17 protein-coding genes are annotated in these 17334 nt (G+C 55.7%); 14 read left to right on the top strand and 3 right to left on the bottom strand.

Annotated elements, in window-relative coordinates; all coding sequences use genetic code 11:
* The first annotated feature begins 83 nt into the window (after window positions 1-83).
* The 9 genes from ATK06_RS08555 (at window position 84) to nusB (ending at window position 7285) form a co-directional block, all read left to right on the top strand.
* Window positions 84-929: a shikimate dehydrogenase gene (locus tag ATK06_RS08555; protein WP_048381563.1), complete on the top strand. Its 846-nt coding sequence runs from the start codon at window positions 84-86 to the stop codon at window positions 927-929.
* Between the two features lie 90 nt (window positions 930-1019).
* Window positions 1020-1397 (top strand): prepilin peptidase, encoded by a 378-nt coding sequence (locus ATK06_RS11540; RefSeq protein ID WP_048381986.1) that lies wholly within the window; start codon window positions 1020-1022, stop codon window positions 1395-1397.
* Window positions 1398-1410: 13 nt separating this feature from the next.
* Window positions 1411-2634, top strand: a complete 1224-nt coding sequence (gene aroC, locus ATK06_RS08565; protein WP_048381565.1) for a chorismate synthase — start codon at window positions 1411-1413, stop codon at window positions 2632-2634.
* Window positions 2635-2676: 42 nt separating this feature from the next.
* Window positions 2677-3210 (top strand): shikimate kinase, encoded by a 534-nt coding sequence (locus ATK06_RS08570; RefSeq protein WP_048381567.1) that lies wholly within the window; start codon window positions 2677-2679, stop codon window positions 3208-3210.
* 165 nt (window positions 3211-3375) lie between these two features.
* The gene (aroB, locus tag ATK06_RS08575) at window positions 3376-4467 is read left to right on the top strand and encodes a 3-dehydroquinate synthase (RefSeq protein ID WP_098389195.1); all 1092 of its coding nucleotides are present in this window, start codon (window positions 3376-3378) and stop codon (window positions 4465-4467) included.
* A 4-nt stretch (window positions 4468-4471) separates the two neighbouring features.
* On the top strand, window positions 4472-4903 hold the full coding sequence (gene aroQ / locus ATK06_RS08580; RefSeq protein WP_048381569.1) for a type II 3-dehydroquinate dehydratase: 432 nt from the start codon (window positions 4472-4474) through the stop codon (window positions 4901-4903).
* Window positions 4904-4927: 24 nt separating this feature from the next.
* The gene (locus ATK06_RS08585) at window positions 4928-6019 is read left to right on the top strand and encodes an aminopeptidase P family protein (protein ID WP_048381570.1); all 1092 of its coding nucleotides are present in this window, start codon (window positions 4928-4930) and stop codon (window positions 6017-6019) included.
* A gap of 72 nt (window positions 6020-6091) precedes the next feature.
* Window positions 6092-6655 carry an elongation factor P gene (efp, locus tag ATK06_RS08590; RefSeq protein ID WP_048381571.1) on the top strand — a complete coding sequence of 188 codons (564 nt, stop codon included), beginning with the start codon at window positions 6092-6094 and terminating at the stop codon, window positions 6653-6655.
* A 15-nt stretch (window positions 6656-6670) separates the two neighbouring features.
* Window positions 6671-7285, top strand: a complete 615-nt coding sequence (nusB, locus tag ATK06_RS08595) for a transcription antitermination factor NusB (protein ID WP_048381573.1) — start codon at window positions 6671-6673, stop codon at window positions 7283-7285.
* Window positions 7286-7361: 76 nt separating this feature from the next.
* Here the strand turns inward: nusB and ATK06_RS08600 are convergent, their stop codons facing one another.
* The 3 genes from ATK06_RS08600 to ATK06_RS08610 are packed head-to-tail and all read right to left on the bottom strand — an operon-like array spanning window position 7362 to window position 9322.
* Window positions 7362-7808: a YbjN domain-containing protein gene (locus tag ATK06_RS08600; RefSeq protein WP_048381575.1), complete on the bottom strand. Its 447-nt coding sequence runs from the start codon at window positions 7806-7808 to the stop codon at window positions 7362-7364.
* A gap of 2 nt (window positions 7809-7810) precedes the next feature.
* Window positions 7811-8299, bottom strand: a complete 489-nt coding sequence (locus ATK06_RS08605; protein ID WP_048381578.1) for a YbjN domain-containing protein — start codon at window positions 8297-8299, stop codon at window positions 7811-7813.
* A 27-nt stretch (window positions 8300-8326) separates the two neighbouring features.
* Window positions 8327-9322 (bottom strand): TIGR01777 family oxidoreductase, encoded by a 996-nt coding sequence (locus ATK06_RS08610; RefSeq protein ID WP_231913508.1) that lies wholly within the window; start codon window positions 9320-9322, stop codon window positions 8327-8329.
* Window positions 9323-9803: 481 nt separating this feature from the next.
* Here ATK06_RS08610 and pyrR point away from each other — a divergent pair, with 481 nt between their 5' ends.
* The 5 genes from pyrR to carB are packed head-to-tail and all read left to right on the top strand — an operon-like array spanning window position 9804 to window position 17332.
* Window positions 9804-10433, top strand: coding sequence for a bifunctional pyr operon transcriptional regulator/uracil phosphoribosyltransferase PyrR (pyrR, locus tag ATK06_RS08615; protein ID WP_048381580.1), 630 nt, complete (start codon window positions 9804-9806; stop codon window positions 10431-10433).
* 2 nt (window positions 10434-10435) lie between these two features.
* The gene (locus ATK06_RS08620; RefSeq protein ID WP_048381581.1) at window positions 10436-11377 is read left to right on the top strand and encodes an aspartate carbamoyltransferase catalytic subunit; all 942 of its coding nucleotides are present in this window, start codon (window positions 10436-10438) and stop codon (window positions 11375-11377) included.
* 9 nt (window positions 11378-11386) lie between these two features.
* The gene (locus ATK06_RS08625) at window positions 11387-12751 is read left to right on the top strand and encodes a dihydroorotase (RefSeq protein ID WP_098389196.1); all 1365 of its coding nucleotides are present in this window, start codon (window positions 11387-11389) and stop codon (window positions 12749-12751) included.
* A 36-nt stretch (window positions 12752-12787) separates the two neighbouring features.
* Entirely contained in the window at window positions 12788-13939 is a 1152-nt protein-coding gene (carA, locus tag ATK06_RS08630) for a glutamine-hydrolyzing carbamoyl-phosphate synthase small subunit (protein ID WP_048381585.1), read from the top strand.
* Window positions 13940-13981: 42 nt separating this feature from the next.
* Entirely contained in the window at window positions 13982-17332 is a 3351-nt protein-coding gene (carB, locus tag ATK06_RS08635; protein WP_098389197.1) for a carbamoyl-phosphate synthase large subunit, read from the top strand.
* Window positions 17333-17334 lie beyond the last annotated feature (2 nt).

Raw genomic sequence — 17334 nt, forward strand, 5'->3', positions numbered from 1 at the left:
TCGGTTGAAAGCCCAGGGCTCCGTTTGGCGTCCTGGGCTTAACTGTTGTTCCAGGCTGAGATGAAAACAGTAAGGTTGAATCCATGAGTTTTGAACTTGAAGATGGCGTCACTCATTACGCCGCGGTGCTGGGCAGCCCCATCGCGCACTCGCTTTCACCGATTTTACACAATGCAGGCTACGCGGCCAAAGGCATGTCTGACTGGAAGTACGTACGCCATGAATCGACTGCTGAACAGCTCGCGAATATTGTGCATACTGCACCGAAGGAATTTCGAGGGTTCTCGGTGACGATGCCAGCAAAATTCGCAGCCTTAGAATGTGCGGATGCGGCCACCGACCGTGCACGTGCAATCGGTTCTGCCAATACGTTGGCCCGAATGAATGATGATTCCTGGCGAGCCGACAACACGGATGTGGAGGGTATCCATGGTGCCTTAGATGAGCTTCTCGGGGACAAGGAATGCCAGCGTGCTTTGGTCATTGGTGCGGGCGGTACCGCGCGGCCGGCTATTTATGCGGCTGCGCAGCGCGGTGCAGAGAACATTGTCGTAGTCAACCGTTCAGATCGCCGCCGGGAGCTTGAATCTTTAGTAGACGGTTTTAACGTAACTCTCGACTTCGTTGACTTTAAGGCTGACTTTGAGCAGTTGAGTTCCACCGCCGACTACATAATCTCCACGGTCCCTGCACACGTCGTGGAGCCTTACGCCAAGGCTTTGGGGCATAGTCCAGTCCTCGATGTGATTTACGATCCGTGGCCCACCGCGCTGACAACTGCCGCGGCATCCAATGGATATCTGACGGTAGCCGGGCATGTCATGCTGGCCAATCAGTCATACAGCCAGTTTGAGCAGTTCACTGGCGAACCGGCACCTCGCGAAGCCATGCGTTCGGCACTGTACAAGCACCTAGGATTCGAGGTGTAAAACATGGGGATTATGCGGGGGGACTGGGGATTTTTCGGTGTGTTCATAGACTCGCCTCCCATCACAGGTGCGTGGATTTCTGGGTGGATAATGTGGGCGTGCGCTTTGGCGCTTTACGACGAAACCTCTCGGCGCCTTCCGAACGCTATGACCTATACCGGGGGTTTCCTCGCCATTGCTGTGGCTATCCTCTACGATCCAGGCTGGCTGTGGGGCGGTGTGCTGTGGTTGCTCCTGTACGTTGTGGTGGGAGCTTTCATTGGGGGCGTCGGCGGGGGAGATATTAAATTAGCGTGCTCGCTGGGCATCATTGTCGGTTCGTTTGGTGTCTGGTGTGTGTGCTTGTCCATGATGTGTTCGAGCATTATGACAGTGGCTCGAAGCGTCTGGAGCAGGGGTAACGCGGTACCGCATGGTCCGTCTATGCTTCTTGGCGCTGTTGCGGGGGTGTTTTTATGCGGAATGTGAGACAATACATCTCATGCTTCGTTGGACTACTGCTGGAGAGTCGCATGGCCAAGGTTTAGTTGCCTTGGTAGAGAATATGCCTGCGGGTGTACAGGTGACTAAAGAGGATATTTCGTATCAGCTCGCGCGTCGCCGTTTGGGCTATGGCCGTGGCGCCCGTATGAAGTTTGAGGCAGATGAACTGACTCTGCTCACGGGTATCGTTCATGGACGCACTCTGGGTAGCCCGATTTCTATACTTATCGCGAATTCCGAATGGCCAAAGTGGACCACGATTATGAGCGCTGACCCACTGGATCTCGAGGATCCTGATGTACAGGCAGCGATGGAGTCTGGCCGAGGTGCTCAGTTGACCCGTCCGCGTCCCGGCCATGCTGACTTCGCTGGGATGATTAAATATGGTTTTGATGAAGCCCGTTCGGTGCTGGAGCGTTCGTCCGCTCGTGAGACCGCTGCACGTGTCGCGGCTGCTACTGTGGCCCGTAATTTTTTGCGGGAAGTCCTTGGCGTGGAGGTGTTTTCTCACGTCCTGAGCATCGGCCAATCGGCGCCGACACGTGAAGATTCTGTTCCGTCCTATGGGGACCTCCCAGCTATCGATGAATCCCCGGTGCGTTCGTTCCACAAGGATGCAGAGGATTCGATGATCGAATGTATTAAGGCTGCGAAAAAGGCTGGTGACACCCTTGGGGGCATCGTCGAAGTGCGTGTGGACGGCCTCCCAATTGGGTTGGGTTCTCATATTTCTGGTGAACGCCGCCTAGATGCCCAGCTCGCTGGAGCGTTGATGGGGATCCAGTCAGTGAAAGGTGTCGAGATCGGTGACGGCTTTGAAGAGGCCCGTCGCCCTGGCAGTCAGGCTCATGATGAGATTGTCCGCACAGACGACGGCGTTGAGCGAGAAACAAACCGGGCCGGAGGTTTAGAGGGCGGTATGACAAACGGTCAACCGCTGGTCGCACGTGTGGCGTTTAAGCCGATTTCGACGGTTCCACGAGCTTTGAAAACTATCGATTTTAAGGATGGGAGTCCAGCGACTGCTATTCATCAGCGTTCTGATGTATGTGCGGTTCCTGCTGGAGGGGTTGTCGCAGAAGCGATGGTCGCGCTCGTGCTTGCACGGGAGGTCATCGAGAAGTTCGGCGGCGATTCTGTCGCTGAAACCAAACGCAATATCACTGCTTATCAAGAGTATGTTGAGCAGAGATTGGCGTTTGATGGTAATAATCGCGCATAATTCTTTAGCCCTGTTTGTCATGTATTTGTAGAGGAACAACGCATGTCTACTGGTACACGTCCTGTAGTCGTTTTGATCGGGCCTCCCGGCGCCGGTAAAACCACGATCGCGCGTCGTCTAGCTAGAGTTCTTAATCAGCCGTCCGCAGACACTGACCATATGATTGAGGAACGCTATGGAGCTGCATGTGGGGAGGTTTTTTCCCGTCTCGGTGAAGAATCTTTCCGCACGGTAGAGGCGGAAGTTGTCGAAGAGGCGCTCGGCCTGCCCGGAGTTGTTAGCCTCGGTGGCGGAGCTGTAGAAACCCCTGAGGTTCGGTCGATGCTCCGCAATCACACCGTGGTATGGATCGATGTCTCTGCGGAGGAGGGCACACGCCGTACATCCGGTAATGCAACGCGACCGATTTTGGCAGCGGATAACCCGTTGGAGCATTATCAAGGGATTTTGCATCGTCGTGAGCCGTTGTACCGTGAAGTTTCTGATTTTAGAGTCCGCACAGATGGCGTGCCGCCGGCACAGCTTGTTGGCACGATTTTGAACATGATTGATGCTGCGTCCGGTGACGAAGACTAGCGGCGAACTTGTCGCCAGATGAAAACTGACTAGTGCTGCCTTGTGCTAGTCAGTTTTTCTCTGTGGGGTAGCATTGCACACAAAACGAGGTGCTTACAGCGGTGGTGGACATTGTTTTCCGCGCTGGACCCATGGCGTTGAATATTGGTATGAAGATGAGGTCTTATGAACAGTACAACGAAAATTCCAGTGAATGGTCCTGCACCGTACTCGGTGATTGTTGGTCGTGGTGTTACTTCGGAAGCAGTGGACGCGATTGCGGATAGCGGCGCCCGGCACGTTGCGGTTGTACATCAACCGACGTTGAGCGGTCCGGCACAGAAGTTTGCTGATGCTGTGAAGGCAGCGGGCCCGGAGTGTATCCTCCTTGAGGTTCCTGACGCTGAGTCTGCGAAAACTGTTGAAGTTTTAGACGGTATCTGGGGCCACCTAGCAGCGCACGGTTTTACCCGATCGGATGCTCTTGTCGGCTTCGGGGGTGGGGCAGTTACGGATTTGGCTGGTTTTGCTGCTGCGACCTGGATGCGCGGTATCAAGGTATTTCACGTACCTACTTCTCTTCTTGCGATGGTCGATGCTGCTGTCGGAGGCAAGACAGGCATTAATACTGCTGCAGGGAAGAACTTGGTCGGTGCCTTCCATGAACCTTCCGGTGTTTTCATTGACGTCGATTACTTGGCTTCGCTGTCACGTGACGAGCTTGTAGCGGGTTCTGCTGAGATTATCAAGACTGGGTTCATTGCTGACGAACGCATCCTAGAACTGTATGAAGCAGATCCCGATGCATGCTACCGGGTGGATGGTCACCTCCAGGAGCTCATCGAGCGATCGGTGACGGTCAAAGCAAACGTGGTGGGCGCCGACCTTAAGGAATCTGGCCTGCGAGAGATTCTTAATTATGGCCATACGTTCGGGCACGCCGTCGAGAAGGTAGAAGATTTCACGTGGCGTCATGGGAATGCTGTTGCTGTTGGCATGATGTTTATTGCTCACTTGGCACACGATGCCTGGCTTATCGACGACAACCTAGTCGATCGTCATCGCCAGATTTTGACATCCGTGGGCCTTCCAACCACCTATGCTGGGCCGGATTTTGCGCCACTGCACGAGGCGATGCTCCACGACAAGAAAAATAAGTCGGGTGTCATTCGGTTTGTCGCCCTCGACGGGGAAGTAGGCAAGACTACTCGTCTGGAAGGGCCTACTACTGAACAACTGGAGCGGGCATTCGCATCAGTGGTAGCGGAAGGGAAGTAAGACCATGAAAATATTGGTTATCAACGGCCCTAACCTGAACCGTCTTGGTAAGCGACAGCCTGAAATCTACGGTTCTACTTCACTTGCTGATATCGAGCAGATGGTTTCAGCAGCGGCAAAAGAGCGTGGGCTCGAAGCACACTTTTTCCAGTCCAATCATGAAGGCGACATTGTGGAGCGTATCCACCAGGTCGCTGACGACGGTTGGCCCGTCATCATCAACCCCGGTGCATTTACGCACACTTCCGTTGCTATACGCGATGCGTTGGCGGAAGTGGCCGACGGCCCGGGTTTCATTGAAGTCCACTTGTCTAATGTTCATGCACGCGAGGAGTTTCGGCGTCATAGCTACTTGTCCGATATCGCTCGTGGGGTTATAGCCGGTCTTGGGCCAATTGGGTATGTGGCTGCGTTAGACTATTTTTCACAACATTAAATCTTTCTGTTGGGAGGTTAAGCAGTGGCTTTAGCTGATACCCGTTTTTCAAATCGTCGCCGTGCTTTAGCAGCTAGGTGTGCAGCTCAGCGTGTAGACATGATGCTTGTCACCGATGTCACGAATGTGTACTACTTAACCGGTCTGGCCAGTTCGAATGCTGCTCTGTTGGTGGGCAAAGATCTTTCGGCGACACTCGCGACTGACGGACGTTACGCCACAGCTGCCGTCCAAGAGGCGCCCGATGTGGAGCTGTTGATTCGCCGAGATGTAGGACCGGCGCTTCTTGAAAACGTCGATGGTGCCTACCGCGTGGGGTTTGAAGCCGAATCCGTGAATTACGTCCAGCTTCAGGAATTAGCTCGATCTGCAGGAGATTCCGTTAAGCTCATCCCGCTTTCAGGGGAAGTAGAGAAGCTGAGAGCTAAGAAAGATTTCCTCGAACTTGAAGCGCTGCGAGAGGTCGCAGGGATTGGCAATCGTGCCTGGGAACGACTGCTGGAAAGTGGAGTCTTAGCAGCAGGAAATACTGAAAAGCGGGTAGCCGCTGAATTGGAATACTTCATGCGACTGGAGGGCTCAGAACGCACCAGCTTTGACACGATTGTGGCGTCGGGTTCGAATTCAGCCAAACCGCATCACAGTGCTGGCGAGCGCGTCCTCGAATCTGGCGACTTGGTGACAATAGATTTTGGTGCGCATTACCGAGGCTATAACTCTGATATGACACGCACCGTGGCAATCGGTGAGCCAAGTGAGCAGCTTCAGGAAATCTATAGGGTTGTCCAGGAGGCGCATGCTGCTGGAATCGCAGCGTCAGTAGCGGGGCAGAAGGCCGTTGATGTGGACGCTGCGTCGAGAAGCATTATCGACGCAGCCGGCTACGGCGAATACTTCACGCATTCCACTGGGCATGGTGTAGGGCTCGAGGTGCATGAAGCGCCGAGCGCTAACACACGCAGCGAGGAAATTCTCGCAGAAGGACACACTCTGACCATCGAACCTGGAATTTATCTCCCCGGAGTTGGGGGCGTTCGGATTGAGGACACCTTGGTTATTACTGCCGGACGGCCGGAGATTATCACCCATGGCAGTACTGAACTGCAGGTGTTGTAGAATAGCGCCGTTAGACCGACACGGTTAGGTACAACCGTGTCGAATGTTCAAATTTATGTGAGGAGTTCCGTCGTGGCAACGACAGCAGATTTTAAGAACGGCTTGGTACTCAAGGTCGATAACAAGCTGCAGCAGATCGTAGAGTTCCAGCACGTCAAGCCAGGTAAGGGCCCTGCATTCGTCCGCACCAAGCTCAAGGACGTTGTTAGCGGTAAGACCGTGGACAAGACGTGGAATGCTGGCGTCAAGGTTGAGACGGCTACGGTCGACCGTCGCGACATGACTTACCTGTACAACGACGGCACCAACTACGTTGTCATGGACGACAAGACCTACGACCAGGTAGAACTTGCCCGTGACAAGTTCGGTGATGCCGCTGACTTCCTCCTCGAAAACATGCCAGTCCAGGTGTCTTTCCACGAAGGCGAGCCACTATTCGCTGAGCTTCCAGTCTCCGTGGACCTCAAGATTGAGCACACCGATCCAGGTCTGCAGGGTGACCGTTCCACCGGTGGCACCAAGCCAGCGACTCTGGAAACCGGCGCAGAGATTCAGGTTCCTCTCTTCCTGGAAACCGGAAACGTCGTCAAGGTTGACACCCGTACCGGTGAATACCTGTCCCGCGTCAACCACTAAGCGGCCGGCGCTAACGTGAATCAACGCGTAAATAAATACCGTCGCCACGGGAAGCGCTTCCGGGCGCGTCTTCGGGCTGTCGATATTCTCTTCGAAGCCGAGACCCGCGACGTAGACCCCATGGCAATCATCGCCGACCGTGTGGAACTCGCGGTAGAACCTGATAATCAGGTTGCTCCCATAGACGACTACACCCGTGAAATAATCGACGGTGTTTCCGTGGAACTGGACAACTTGGATGACACTATTGAAAAGAAGTTGTCCGATAGCTGGGAATTGGACCGCATTCCAGCAGTTGACCGCGCAATTCTCCGTGTCTCAACATGGGAACTCTTGTACAACGACGACGTACCGCAAAAGACGGCTGTCGTTGAAGGCGTTGAGATGGCTGCGCACTATGGTGGCGACAACGCCAGCGCCTATATCAATGGCATCCTCGACGATGTGTCAAAGCATCGCGAAGAAATACTCGTAGAGTTGCGTCGTATTGAAGAGGAAGCCGCGATGGCAGAAGCTGGCTTAGAAGCTCCAGAAACAGATCAGGAGCCTGAAACCGTCAGCGAACAGGTAACCGACGCCCCCGTGGAGGCGCCTACGATTTCTATTATTTCGGAAACCGATCCCGAGTAAACCGTTAGGCAACTTCCCACATATGCTTCGTGCCCTCCACCGTTTTCTGGTGGAGGGCACGATACGTATTTACGTGCTACTGAGCATCTTCCATCTGGTCCATAATGGCTTCGGCGTATTTACCGATTACTTCTTGTCCGCTAAGAACAGAGTCCACAGCTGCCTGTAGCTGCGCGCGAAGTTGTTCGTCGGTGAGCCCTGCAGCTGACGGTATATTAACTTCGGTTCGTACGATCAGCTTCTCTGCACGATCTACAACCGCAGCCGTAAAATCCGTACGTGCGCAATTTGCCTGATTCGCGGCCAAATGCAAGGTAGGAATACCGGAGTCGCTGGGAATATTGGTGTACGAGTCAGCGCGGACGATGATGACAGAATCAAAGACCGCGAACGTCACGGCGAAACCATTGAGGTTTGCGGTAGCGACTCCATGTTCACCGGAATGGAACAGGGCGACGTCGTAGTGCTTCATCGCCTCGACAACACGTTCAATGGTTACTGGGGTAGGGGTAATGGTGTCCATCGTTAGTCCTCCGAGTCTTGATGTGTGTTGGAGTGGCTGACCGCGTGTGGATCATTCCAGGTAATGGATTCAGGGAAGTTTTCTTCCAACCATTGGGACGCCGCAACCATTGATTCCAACGTGCTCATAAGGAACGCCCCACACTGGTTGTAGGTGAGGCCTTCAGAGACCAAGACTTGGCGCATCATGCTGATGTTGAGTTGCCCGTCGCGCTCAAAAAAGCGAACCTGGGGGCTAATCTGTGACTGGTTCCACTCGTTAGTGACAGCGAGCAATGTCGCAGCGTCGTCAGTAGCAACCGATCCCCGCCACGCAGCCTCGACTGCTAGATAATCCTCATCGATGGCAATCGTGATGGCTAGGTTGATGAACCCCGTATTGATCTTCGGGATGTCTGTCTCGTCATCGACGCGTAGCTGCAGGTTTTCATCCTCCAGTACGGCGGTGACGTCGCGGATAATAGCGCTGGCGTCCTGAGAAGATAAAGTCACGATATCCTTTCTTAATCGTGGTCGACGCTAACTTGCGTCATTTCGCCCAAGTTCGTGGGCTAGAGCACTGTTCACCGTAGCGTAGCGGAAAGTATGCCCGAGTGTTTGAAGCGTCGTCGGGGACACTCGTTGACTAGCGACGGCCAATTCATCCCGCCCGCTCCGACCCAAAAGAATAGCTGGGGTCCATTTCGGGATAGGGAGGACTGTCGGGCGATGGAGAACAGAACCGAGTGCCTCCATAAACTCAGCGTTTGTGACGGGATTCGGAGCAGTGGCGTTGACCGGTCCACGAACCGTTGCATCGAGTATCGCACGGACGTAAATGTCTGTGAGGTCGTCAAGCGCGATCCAGGAAAACCAGTTATCTCCCTTACCGATTGGGCCAGCTAACCCTGTCCACGTCAGTGCAGCAAGTATCGGGAGCATGCCGCCGGCACCAGATAAGGCGATCCCGGTACGGATGTGCACTACCCGCAAAGATGAGCCATCGAATTCGTGGCTGGCTTCTTCCCAGCGCTGCACAAGGTCGGCTAAAATTCCTGTTCCTTGTGCCGCGGTTTCATCCAGCACCGCGTCTCCGCGGTCAGCTCCATAAAACCCCACGGCAGACGCGCTTACGAAGGTGCGGCATTGGGGAGAGCGCTCTGCCAAACGGGCCAATAACTGAGTCGGAGTGATACGCGAATCGAAGAGACGCTGCACGTGACCTTGCGTAAACGGCTTACCAATTGGTTCGCCCGCCAGATGCACGACGGCGTCAACGCCGTCCAGAATTGAAGGGTCAGGATCTTTGGGGTTCCACAGCCGCTGTTTTTCTCTGGGCTGAGAACGTACCAGCTGAATAACGGTGTGCCCGAGCGTAGAAAGCTGGGCTCTTAGCGCAGTGCCGACGAGGCCAGAGCTGCCCGTCACCGCAATAGTCAGAGGCTTCGAGCTTTCGCGTGCAAATACTGCGAATTCTTTAGCGCGCTCGAGATCGGCCCGCAGTTGATTCTGGCGATATCCAAAGATTCTTTTCATGAAAGAAGGAGGCAGAGGGATACGCGTTCTGACGCTATCTAAGACGATTGTGGAACCGGGGGAGCCGTCGGAAAAATTGTGCTCGTGGGTCCATCCGGTTAGTGAGAGCGGAAAATTTACGCACTTGTCCGCGAACCGTTTCCCAGGAGAGTATGGGCCGGGAAGATGCTGTGCGATCCACTTCAGTCCAGCGGGGAGCGCAAAGATAGTTGTACCGTCGGAAAGCGATGATGCGCCCCGGGATACTTTCATCGGTGTGAATGGCGGAGTCAAGCGCTGGACTGCCCCCGGATGGGTGTGCCAATCCCACACAGTTTCGCGCTCGAATGGCAGATTATCGCTGAAATTAAAAAGCACAGGTTGCTCCTCAACGGTAAAAGTACGATAGTGCTATGCTTTAATTCGTCTTGCACAAGTGTAGACGTTGAACCATTAAGACATCCTTTAATGACCGCACAGAGAGGCGGGGAAGGAGGTCACGATGAGCGAACAAGATACCGGCGTGCAGCAGCTGGAATCCGTAGAAATTCTGGATTCCCAGCAGCTAGGCCGAACCATCTCGCGCATCGCGCACCAGATTATTGAAAAGACAGCGCTGGATTCCCCAGACGCTCCTCGTGTGCTTCTACTGGGCATTCCATCGGGTGGGGTCCCGCTGGCAGAGCGCTTGCAGCAGAAGATTTCACAATTCACCGGCCTTGAAGTTCCCGTTGGTTCCCTAGACATCACTCTTTACCGTGATGACCTACGCAACAAGCCACATAGGGCTCTTCAAGAAACCTCGATTCCTGACGGCGGCATTGATAGCAGCATCGTGGTCTTGGTTGACGACGTTCTGTTCTCCGGCCGCACCATCCGGGCTGCCCTTGACGCCCTACGCGACTTAGGGCGCCCGGACGCTATTCAGTTGGCTGTCCTTGTTGATCGTGGGCACCGAGAACTGCCGATTCGCGCCGATTACGTTGGTAAAAACCTTCCAACCTCCAAAGACGAAGATGTGCGCGTCGACATTGCTGAAATCGATGGCTCTGATGCCGTCACTCTGCACCGCCCTGTGAGCCAATCCGTATCAGGGTCAGAGAAACCGACCACCGCTGAAGGGGACGCTTAACAATGAAGCACCTCATCGATATTAAAGACCTTTCAGTCGACGAGATCGTCGGACTGATGGACGAGGCCGACCGATTCCGCGAAGCCCTCAATGGCCGTGAAGTGAAAAAACTCCCTACTTTGCGTGGCCGCACTGTTTACACTTTGTTCTACGAGAATTCCACCCGCACCCGTTCCTCTTTCGAAACGGCTGGCAAGTGGATGAGTGCAGACGTCATCAATCTGTCTGCCTCTAGCTCCTCTGTTAAGAAGGGTGAATCTCTCCGTGATACAGCAGCCACGCTGGCTTCCATCGGCGCGGATGCAATCATTATTCGTCACCCGTCCTCTGGCGCTGCCCATCACATTAGGCAGTGGCTGGACCACGACGGCACCGGGCCAAGCGTAATCAACGCCGGCGACGGGGCGCATCAGCATCCGACGCAGGCGCTTCTCGACGCGGTCACGATGCGCCAAAAACTCGGAACTGTCGAAGGCCTCCACGTGGTCATTGTCGGAGACTGCCTCCATTCCCGGGTCGTGCGCTCCAACGTTGACCTGCTCACCGCCCTCGGAGCTGAGATCACGCTGGTTGCCCCTCGAACCTTGTTGCCTACTGGCGTAGAAACGTGGCCAGTCCGAACCTCCCACGACTTCGATTCTGTTATCGGTTCCGCTGACGTAGTCATGATGCTTCGCGTGCAGGCAGAACGCATGCACGGTGGATTTTTCCCATCCCATCGTGAGTACGCCACTTTGTACGGCTTAAGCGAAGCCCGCTACGCAGCCATGAAAGATAACGCTATCGTCATGCACCCTGGACCAATCCTGCGTGGCATGGAAATTAATAACCAGGTAGCTGACGCTCCCCAGGCAGCAATTCTTCAGCAGGTCAACAACGGTGTGCACGTACGCATGGCAACGCTGTTCACTTTGCTGGCAAGCTCTGGCAGCCGGGGATTCTAGGAGGATACGATGACTGAAGAAAAAACTACGGTGTCCTTCCCAGAAACCGGTGCACATGCGCCGGCTGCTGCAGGGACTCTCTTAATCCGTGATGTCCTTGTCTACGGCGAGGGCGATCCCACTAACGTTCTCATTGAAGACGGCATCATCGTCGATGTGGCTGCTGCCGCAGATGCAACTGCCGACGACGTACTCGATGGACACGGCGCGGTTTTGCTGCCCGGTCTCGTGGACATGCACGTACACCTACGCGAACCTGGCCGCGAAGACACCGAAACCCTGGCTACCGGCTCGGCAGCTGCGGCCCGCGGCGGGTTCACTGCTGTTTTCACGATGGCTAACACGATGCCCGTGCTCGACCAACCTATCCTTGCAGAAGCCGTGTGGCTCAAGGGCCAGCAGCTCGGCTTGTGCGACGTACACCCAGTAGGTTCGATCACGCAAGGACTCCAAGGTAAGCAGCTCACCGAGTTCGGCCTCATGGCGCGAAGTGGCGCAAAAGTAAGAATGTTTTCCGACGACGGCAAATGCGTCGACGATCCACGCCTGATGCGCCGTGCGCTTGAATATGCTCGCGGTGAGGACGTCCTCCTCGCACAACACGCGGAGGACATCCGCCTGACTGAAGGCGCTGTTGCTCATGAGGGGCCCATCGCAGCAGAACTCGGACTCTCCGGCTGGCCACGTGCCGCAGAAGAGGCCATCGTTGCCCGCGACGCTTTGCTATCCCGCGATTACGGCGGACGCATTCACGTGTGTCACGCCTCGACAGTGGGCAGCATCGATCTGATCAAGTTTGCCAAGGACCGAGGCGTATCGCTCACCGCAGAAGTTACGCCTCACCACTTGCTGCTTACCGACGAACTCTTGCGCACTTATGACGGGTATTACCGAGTGAACCCACCACTTCGTGAGCGTAGTGACGCGGAAGCCCTTCAGGAGGCACTTCTCGACGGCACTATCGACTGCGTAGCTACTGACCACGCACCACATGGTTCGGAGGAGAAGTGCTGCGAATTCCAACATGCTAAGCCCGGCATGCTCGGCCTGGAAACGTCACTGGCAATCGTCGCGAAGCTCTTTGTGGAAACTGGGCGCGCAGACTGGCGTTTCGTGGCCAAGGTTATGAGCGAGAAGCCGGCAGAGATCACCCGGCTCCCTGATCATGGCCGGCCGATTGCAGTCGGGGAGCCCGCCAACCTGACCCTCGTTGATCCAGGCTTGGCCTGGACCGTCGACCGCAACGCATTGGCATCGAAGTCCCGTAACACCCCGTACCATGGTGAAAAATTCAACGCCCGCGTACGTTCTACGGTTTTGCGTGGCCACGTGACGTGTCGTGATGGCAACGTTGCTCAGCCAAACGCTTCCTAAGATTCCGATACACACTTTTTCAGAAAGGTTCTATACGTGAGCACTCCAGCAACTTTCGTCCCCGCCAAGTTGGTCCTGGCGGATGGTCGAGTATTTAGCGGTGAAGCATTTGGCGCGCAGGGCACCACTTTGGGCGAAGCCGTATTCACGACAGCTATGACCGGCTATCAAGAGACATTGACGGACCCGTCTTACCATCGTCAGTTGATTGTGTTCACCGCACCTCAGATTGGCAATACCGGTTGGAACTCCGAGGATGGGGAGTCCCACAACGATCTGATTAGCGCGGCGGGCATCATCATTCGCGATTACAGCACAATCGCTTCTAGCTGGCGGTCAGAAAAGACTCTCGAAGAAGCGCTCGTCGAGAACAACATCGTCGGTATCAAAGGCGTCGACACCCGGACGGTAGTGCGTCACCTGCGCAACGAAGGGTCTATCGCAGCGGGTATTTTCAGCGGCGCCGAGGCAGAACGCGACAATGAGACATTGATCGAGCTAGTCAAGCAGCAACCAGCGATGCTCGGCGCCAACCTAACTGCAGACGTATCCACTAACGATGCGTACACTGTCGAAGCCGAAGGCGACCACAAGGCGACCGTAGTTGCCCTGGACATGGGCATTAAATCAACGACACCAGCTCGACTGGCTAGTAGAGGTATCACTACCATCGTCGTTCCGCATGACACCGACTTCGAAACCATCAAGTCCCACAAACCAGACGGAGTCTTCGTGTCCAACGGTCCGGGAGACCCAGGTGCAATGGACGATTCGGTGGCCACGATTAAGCAAGTTCTCGAGGCCGACATTCCGTTCTTTGGCATCTGTCTAGGCAATCAACTGCTCGGTCGGGCGCTAGGCATGGAAACCTACAAGTTGCGCTTCGGTCACCGTGGCGTCAACGTCCCTGTGCTCAACCACGATACCGACGAAATCTCGATCACTTCGCAAAACCACGGATTCGCATTGAAGAATCCGTCATCCGAGGCAGGGGAGAGCTTTGATACCCCGTTCGGCTCCGCTCACGTCACACACACTTGCCTCAACGACGGCGTAGTTGAAGGCGTGGCACTCGACAGCGGTCGTGCATTCTCCGTGCAGTATCACCCCGAAGCCGCGGCCGGACCGCACGATGCCGATCCGCTGTTTGACCAGTTCATCACCTTGATGAATGAAGCCAAGAAATAACCAGATCACTCATCCCTGAAGCGACAGAAGAAAGAGACATTCATGCCTAAGCGCACAGATATTAACCACGTTCTGGTTATCGGTTCCGGCCCAATCGTCATCGGTCAGGCCTGCGAGTTCGACTATTCCGGTACACAGGCCTGCCGAGTTCTCCGCGAAGAAGGCCTCCGCGTAACCTTGGTGAACTCCAACCCGGCAACAATTATGACCGACCCCGAGTTTGCCGACCACACATACGTAGAGCCAATTGAACCGGAATACATTGAAAAGGTCTTGGCTAAGGAGCAAGAGGAAGGTCATCCTGTCGACGCCGTACTGGCTACCCTCGGCGGCCAGACCGCGCTCAACGCTGCCATTGCCCTCGACCGTCAGGGAATCCTGGAAAAGTACGGTGTTGAGCTCATCGGCGCAGATATCGACGCCATTGAACGCGGCGAAGACCGCCAGAAGTTCAAGGACATCGTGGCCTCCATCGGCGGCGAATCCGCACGTTCAGCTGTCTGCCACAACATGGATGAGGTCCACGCGACCGTCGAGAAGCTTGGCCTGCCCGTTGTCGTTCGACCATCCTTCACCATGGGTGGCCTCGGCTCCGGTCTCGCATTCACCTACGAAGATTTGGATCGGATCGCCGGTGGAGGTCTGAGTGCCTCGCCTGAGGCTAATGTCCTGATTGAGGAATCTATCTTGGGTTGGAAGGAATTCGAGCTCGAGCTTATGCGAGACCGCGACGATAACGTGGTTGTCATCGCGTCTATCGAAAACGTCGATGCGCTGGGTGTGCACACCGGTGACTCCGTGACCGTGGCTCCCTCTATGACGCTGACCGATCGTGAATACCAGATTATGCGTGATCAAGGCATCGCAATCATCCGTGCAGTTGGCGTTGACACCGGCGGCTGCAACATCCAGTTCGCGGTGAACCCGAAAGACGGCCGCATCATCACGATCGAGATGAACCCACGCGTTTCCCGTTCCTCGGCACTCGCGTCGAAGGCGACCGGGTACCCAATCGCGAAGATGGCTGCCAAGCTCGCTATCGGCTACACCCTCGATGAAGTCACCAACGACATCACTGGAACCACTCCGGCAGCGTTCGAACCGACCTTGGACTACGTTATTGTCAAGGCTCCACGCTTCGACTTCGCTAAGTTCCCGGGCTCCGACGACACTCTGACCACCACCATGAAGTCTGTCGGCGAAGCCATGGCTATTGGCCGCAACTACATCTCCGGATTGAACAAGGTCATGCGTTCGCTGGAAAACAAACCAGCTGGTTTTTGGACAGCTAGCGACGAAGCGATCGCCGGCGAGCGTGCACACGACAAGGCAGCGGTCCTCGAGGACCTCAAGCGACCCACTGAAGGCCGCATGTACGACGTAGAATTGGCGATGCGTCTCGGCGCAACAATCGACGAAATCTACGAGGCCTCCGGCATCGACCCGTGGTTCCTCGCTGAGTTGCGCGCGCTGGTCGACTTCCGCGCCGAGCTGCTCGACGCGCCGGTCCTGAATGAAACTTTGCTGCGCCGGGCAAAGGTGTTTGGTCTTTCCGACGCACAGATCGCTGCGCTTCGGCCAGAATTTGCTGGCGAAGATGGCGTACGTTCCTTGCGCTGGTCGCTAGGAATCCGTCCGGTATACAAGACCGTCGACACCTGCGCAGGCGAATTCGAAGCACAAACGCCGTACCACTACTCCGCATACGAGCTTGATCCCAACGCGGAGAGCGAAGTTGCCCCGCAGAAGGACAAGGACAAGATCATCATCTTGGGCTCTGGTCCGAACCGCATCGGCCAGGGCATTGAGTTCGACTACTCCTGTGTCCACGCAGCACTCGAGCTTTCACGCGTGGGATACGAGACCATCATGGTCAACTGCAACCCAGAAACTGTCTCCACCGACTATGACACTGCTGACCGTCTGTACTTCGAACCACTGACGTTCGAGGACGTCATGGAGGTCTACCACGCAGAGTCCGAGTCAGGCAACGTTGCTGGTGTCATCGTCCAGCTTGGCGGCCAGACACCACTGGGTCTCGCAGCGCGTCTGGAAGAAGCAGGTGTACCAGTCATTGGTACTTCTCCGGAAGCAATTGACAAGGCCGAAGATCGTGGCGAATTCGGCAAGGTCCTTCAGGCTGCAGAACTTCCAGCACCACCCTTCGGAACCGCTACCACTTTCGAAGAAGCCCGCGAGGTTGCTTCCAAGATCGGGTACCCAGTACTTGTCCGCCCGTCGTACGTGCTTGGCGGACGCGGTATGGAAATTGTTTACGACGAGGACTCGTTGGAGTCCTACATCTCGCGTGCAACCGAGCTCAGCTCGGACCACCCAGTCCTGGTGGACCGCTTCCTAGACAACGCAATCGAGATTGACGTCGACGCGCTATGCGACGGCGAGAACGTCTACCTTGCCGGCGTCATGGAGCACATCGAAGAAGCAGGTGTCCACTCCGGTGACTCGGCGTGTGCACTGCCCCCAATGTCCATCGGCCAAGAAGACCTCGAAACCGTACGACGTTCCACCGCGGCGCTGGCCCACGGCATCGGCGTCAAGGGCCTGATGAATGTTCAGTTCGCGCTCAAGGACGATACCCTCTACGTCATCGAAGCTAACCCACGCGCATCGCGTACGGTTCCATTCGTTTCCAAGGCCACGGGTGTCCCACTGGCAAAGGCTGCAGCTCGCATCATGACTGGTGCAAGCATCAGCGAGCTCCAGCAAGAGGGCATGATTCCGACGGACTATGATGGCGCATCGCTGCCACTGGACGCCCCGATTGCGGTCAAGGAAGCCGTCCTGCCGTTTAACCGTTTCCGTCGCCCGGACGGAACTATGCTGGACACCCTGCTCAGCCCAGAGATGAAATCCACGGGTGAGGTCATGGGCCTGGCGGACAACTTTGGAGCAGCCTACGCGAAAGCCGAAGCAGCGGCGTTCGGCGACTTGCCTACCGAAGGAACGATCTTCGTATCCGTGGCCAACCACGATAAGCGGACCCTCATGTTCCCAATCCAGCGCCTGGCGGCCCTAGGATTCCGGATCTTGGCTACTGCAGGTACTGCGATGACGCTGCGCCGCAATGGCATTGAGTGCGAAACCGTTTTGAAGGCTTCGGATGTTCGCGAAGGCTCCGCGGGCGACCGTTCCATCGTGGACATGATTAAGGACGGCGAAATCGACCTGATTCTTAATACACCAGCAGGCTCTGCAGGTGCACGCCACGATGGCTACGAAATCCGTGCGGCAGCTGTTTTGGCCGGTGTACCTCTTATCACCACAGTTCAGGGTTCTACGGCAGCTGTTCAAGGCATCGAGGCCCGCCTGTCCGGCGGTTTCGGCGTACGCGCACTCCAAGAACTCGAACATGCGGTGGCTAAGGAGGCATAAAC

The organism is Corynebacterium renale (assembly GCF_002563965.1).
Lineage (GTDB): Bacteria > Actinomycetota > Actinomycetes > Mycobacteriales > Mycobacteriaceae > Corynebacterium > Corynebacterium renale.

Excerpts from the sequence above, each read along its gene's own strand:
- ATK06_RS08555 (WP_048381563.1), top strand. The coding sequence starts at position 84 with ATGAGTTTTGAACTTGAAGATGGCGTCACTCATTACGCCGCGGTGCTG.
- ATK06_RS11540 (WP_048381986.1), top strand. The coding sequence starts at position 1,020 with ATGTGGGCGTGCGCTTTGGCGCTTTACGACGAAACCTCTCGGCGCCTT.
- aroC (WP_048381565.1), top strand. The coding sequence starts at position 1,411 with ATGCTTCGTTGGACTACTGCTGGAGAGTCGCATGGCCAAGGTTTAGTT.
- ATK06_RS08570 (WP_048381567.1), top strand. The coding sequence starts at position 2,677 with ATGTCTACTGGTACACGTCCTGTAGTCGTTTTGATCGGGCCTCCCGGC.
- aroB (WP_098389195.1), top strand. The coding sequence starts at position 3,376 with ATGAACAGTACAACGAAAATTCCAGTGAATGGTCCTGCACCGTACTCG.
- aroQ (WP_048381569.1), top strand. The coding sequence starts at position 4,472 with ATGAAAATATTGGTTATCAACGGCCCTAACCTGAACCGTCTTGGTAAG.
- ATK06_RS08600 (WP_048381575.1), bottom strand. The coding sequence starts at position 7,808 with ATGGACACCATTACCCCTACCCCAGTAACCATTGAACGTGTTGTCGAG.
- ATK06_RS08610 (WP_231913508.1), bottom strand. The coding sequence starts at position 9,322 with ATGAAAAGAATCTTTGGATATCGCCAGAATCAACTGCGGGCCGATCTC.
- pyrR (WP_048381580.1), top strand. The coding sequence starts at position 9,804 with ATGAGCGAACAAGATACCGGCGTGCAGCAGCTGGAATCCGTAGAAATT.
- ATK06_RS08620 (WP_048381581.1), top strand. The coding sequence starts at position 10,436 with ATGAAGCACCTCATCGATATTAAAGACCTTTCAGTCGACGAGATCGTC.
- ATK06_RS08625 (WP_098389196.1), top strand. The coding sequence starts at position 11,387 with ATGACTGAAGAAAAAACTACGGTGTCCTTCCCAGAAACCGGTGCACAT.
- carB (WP_098389197.1), top strand. The coding sequence starts at position 13,982 with ATGCCTAAGCGCACAGATATTAACCACGTTCTGGTTATCGGTTCCGGC.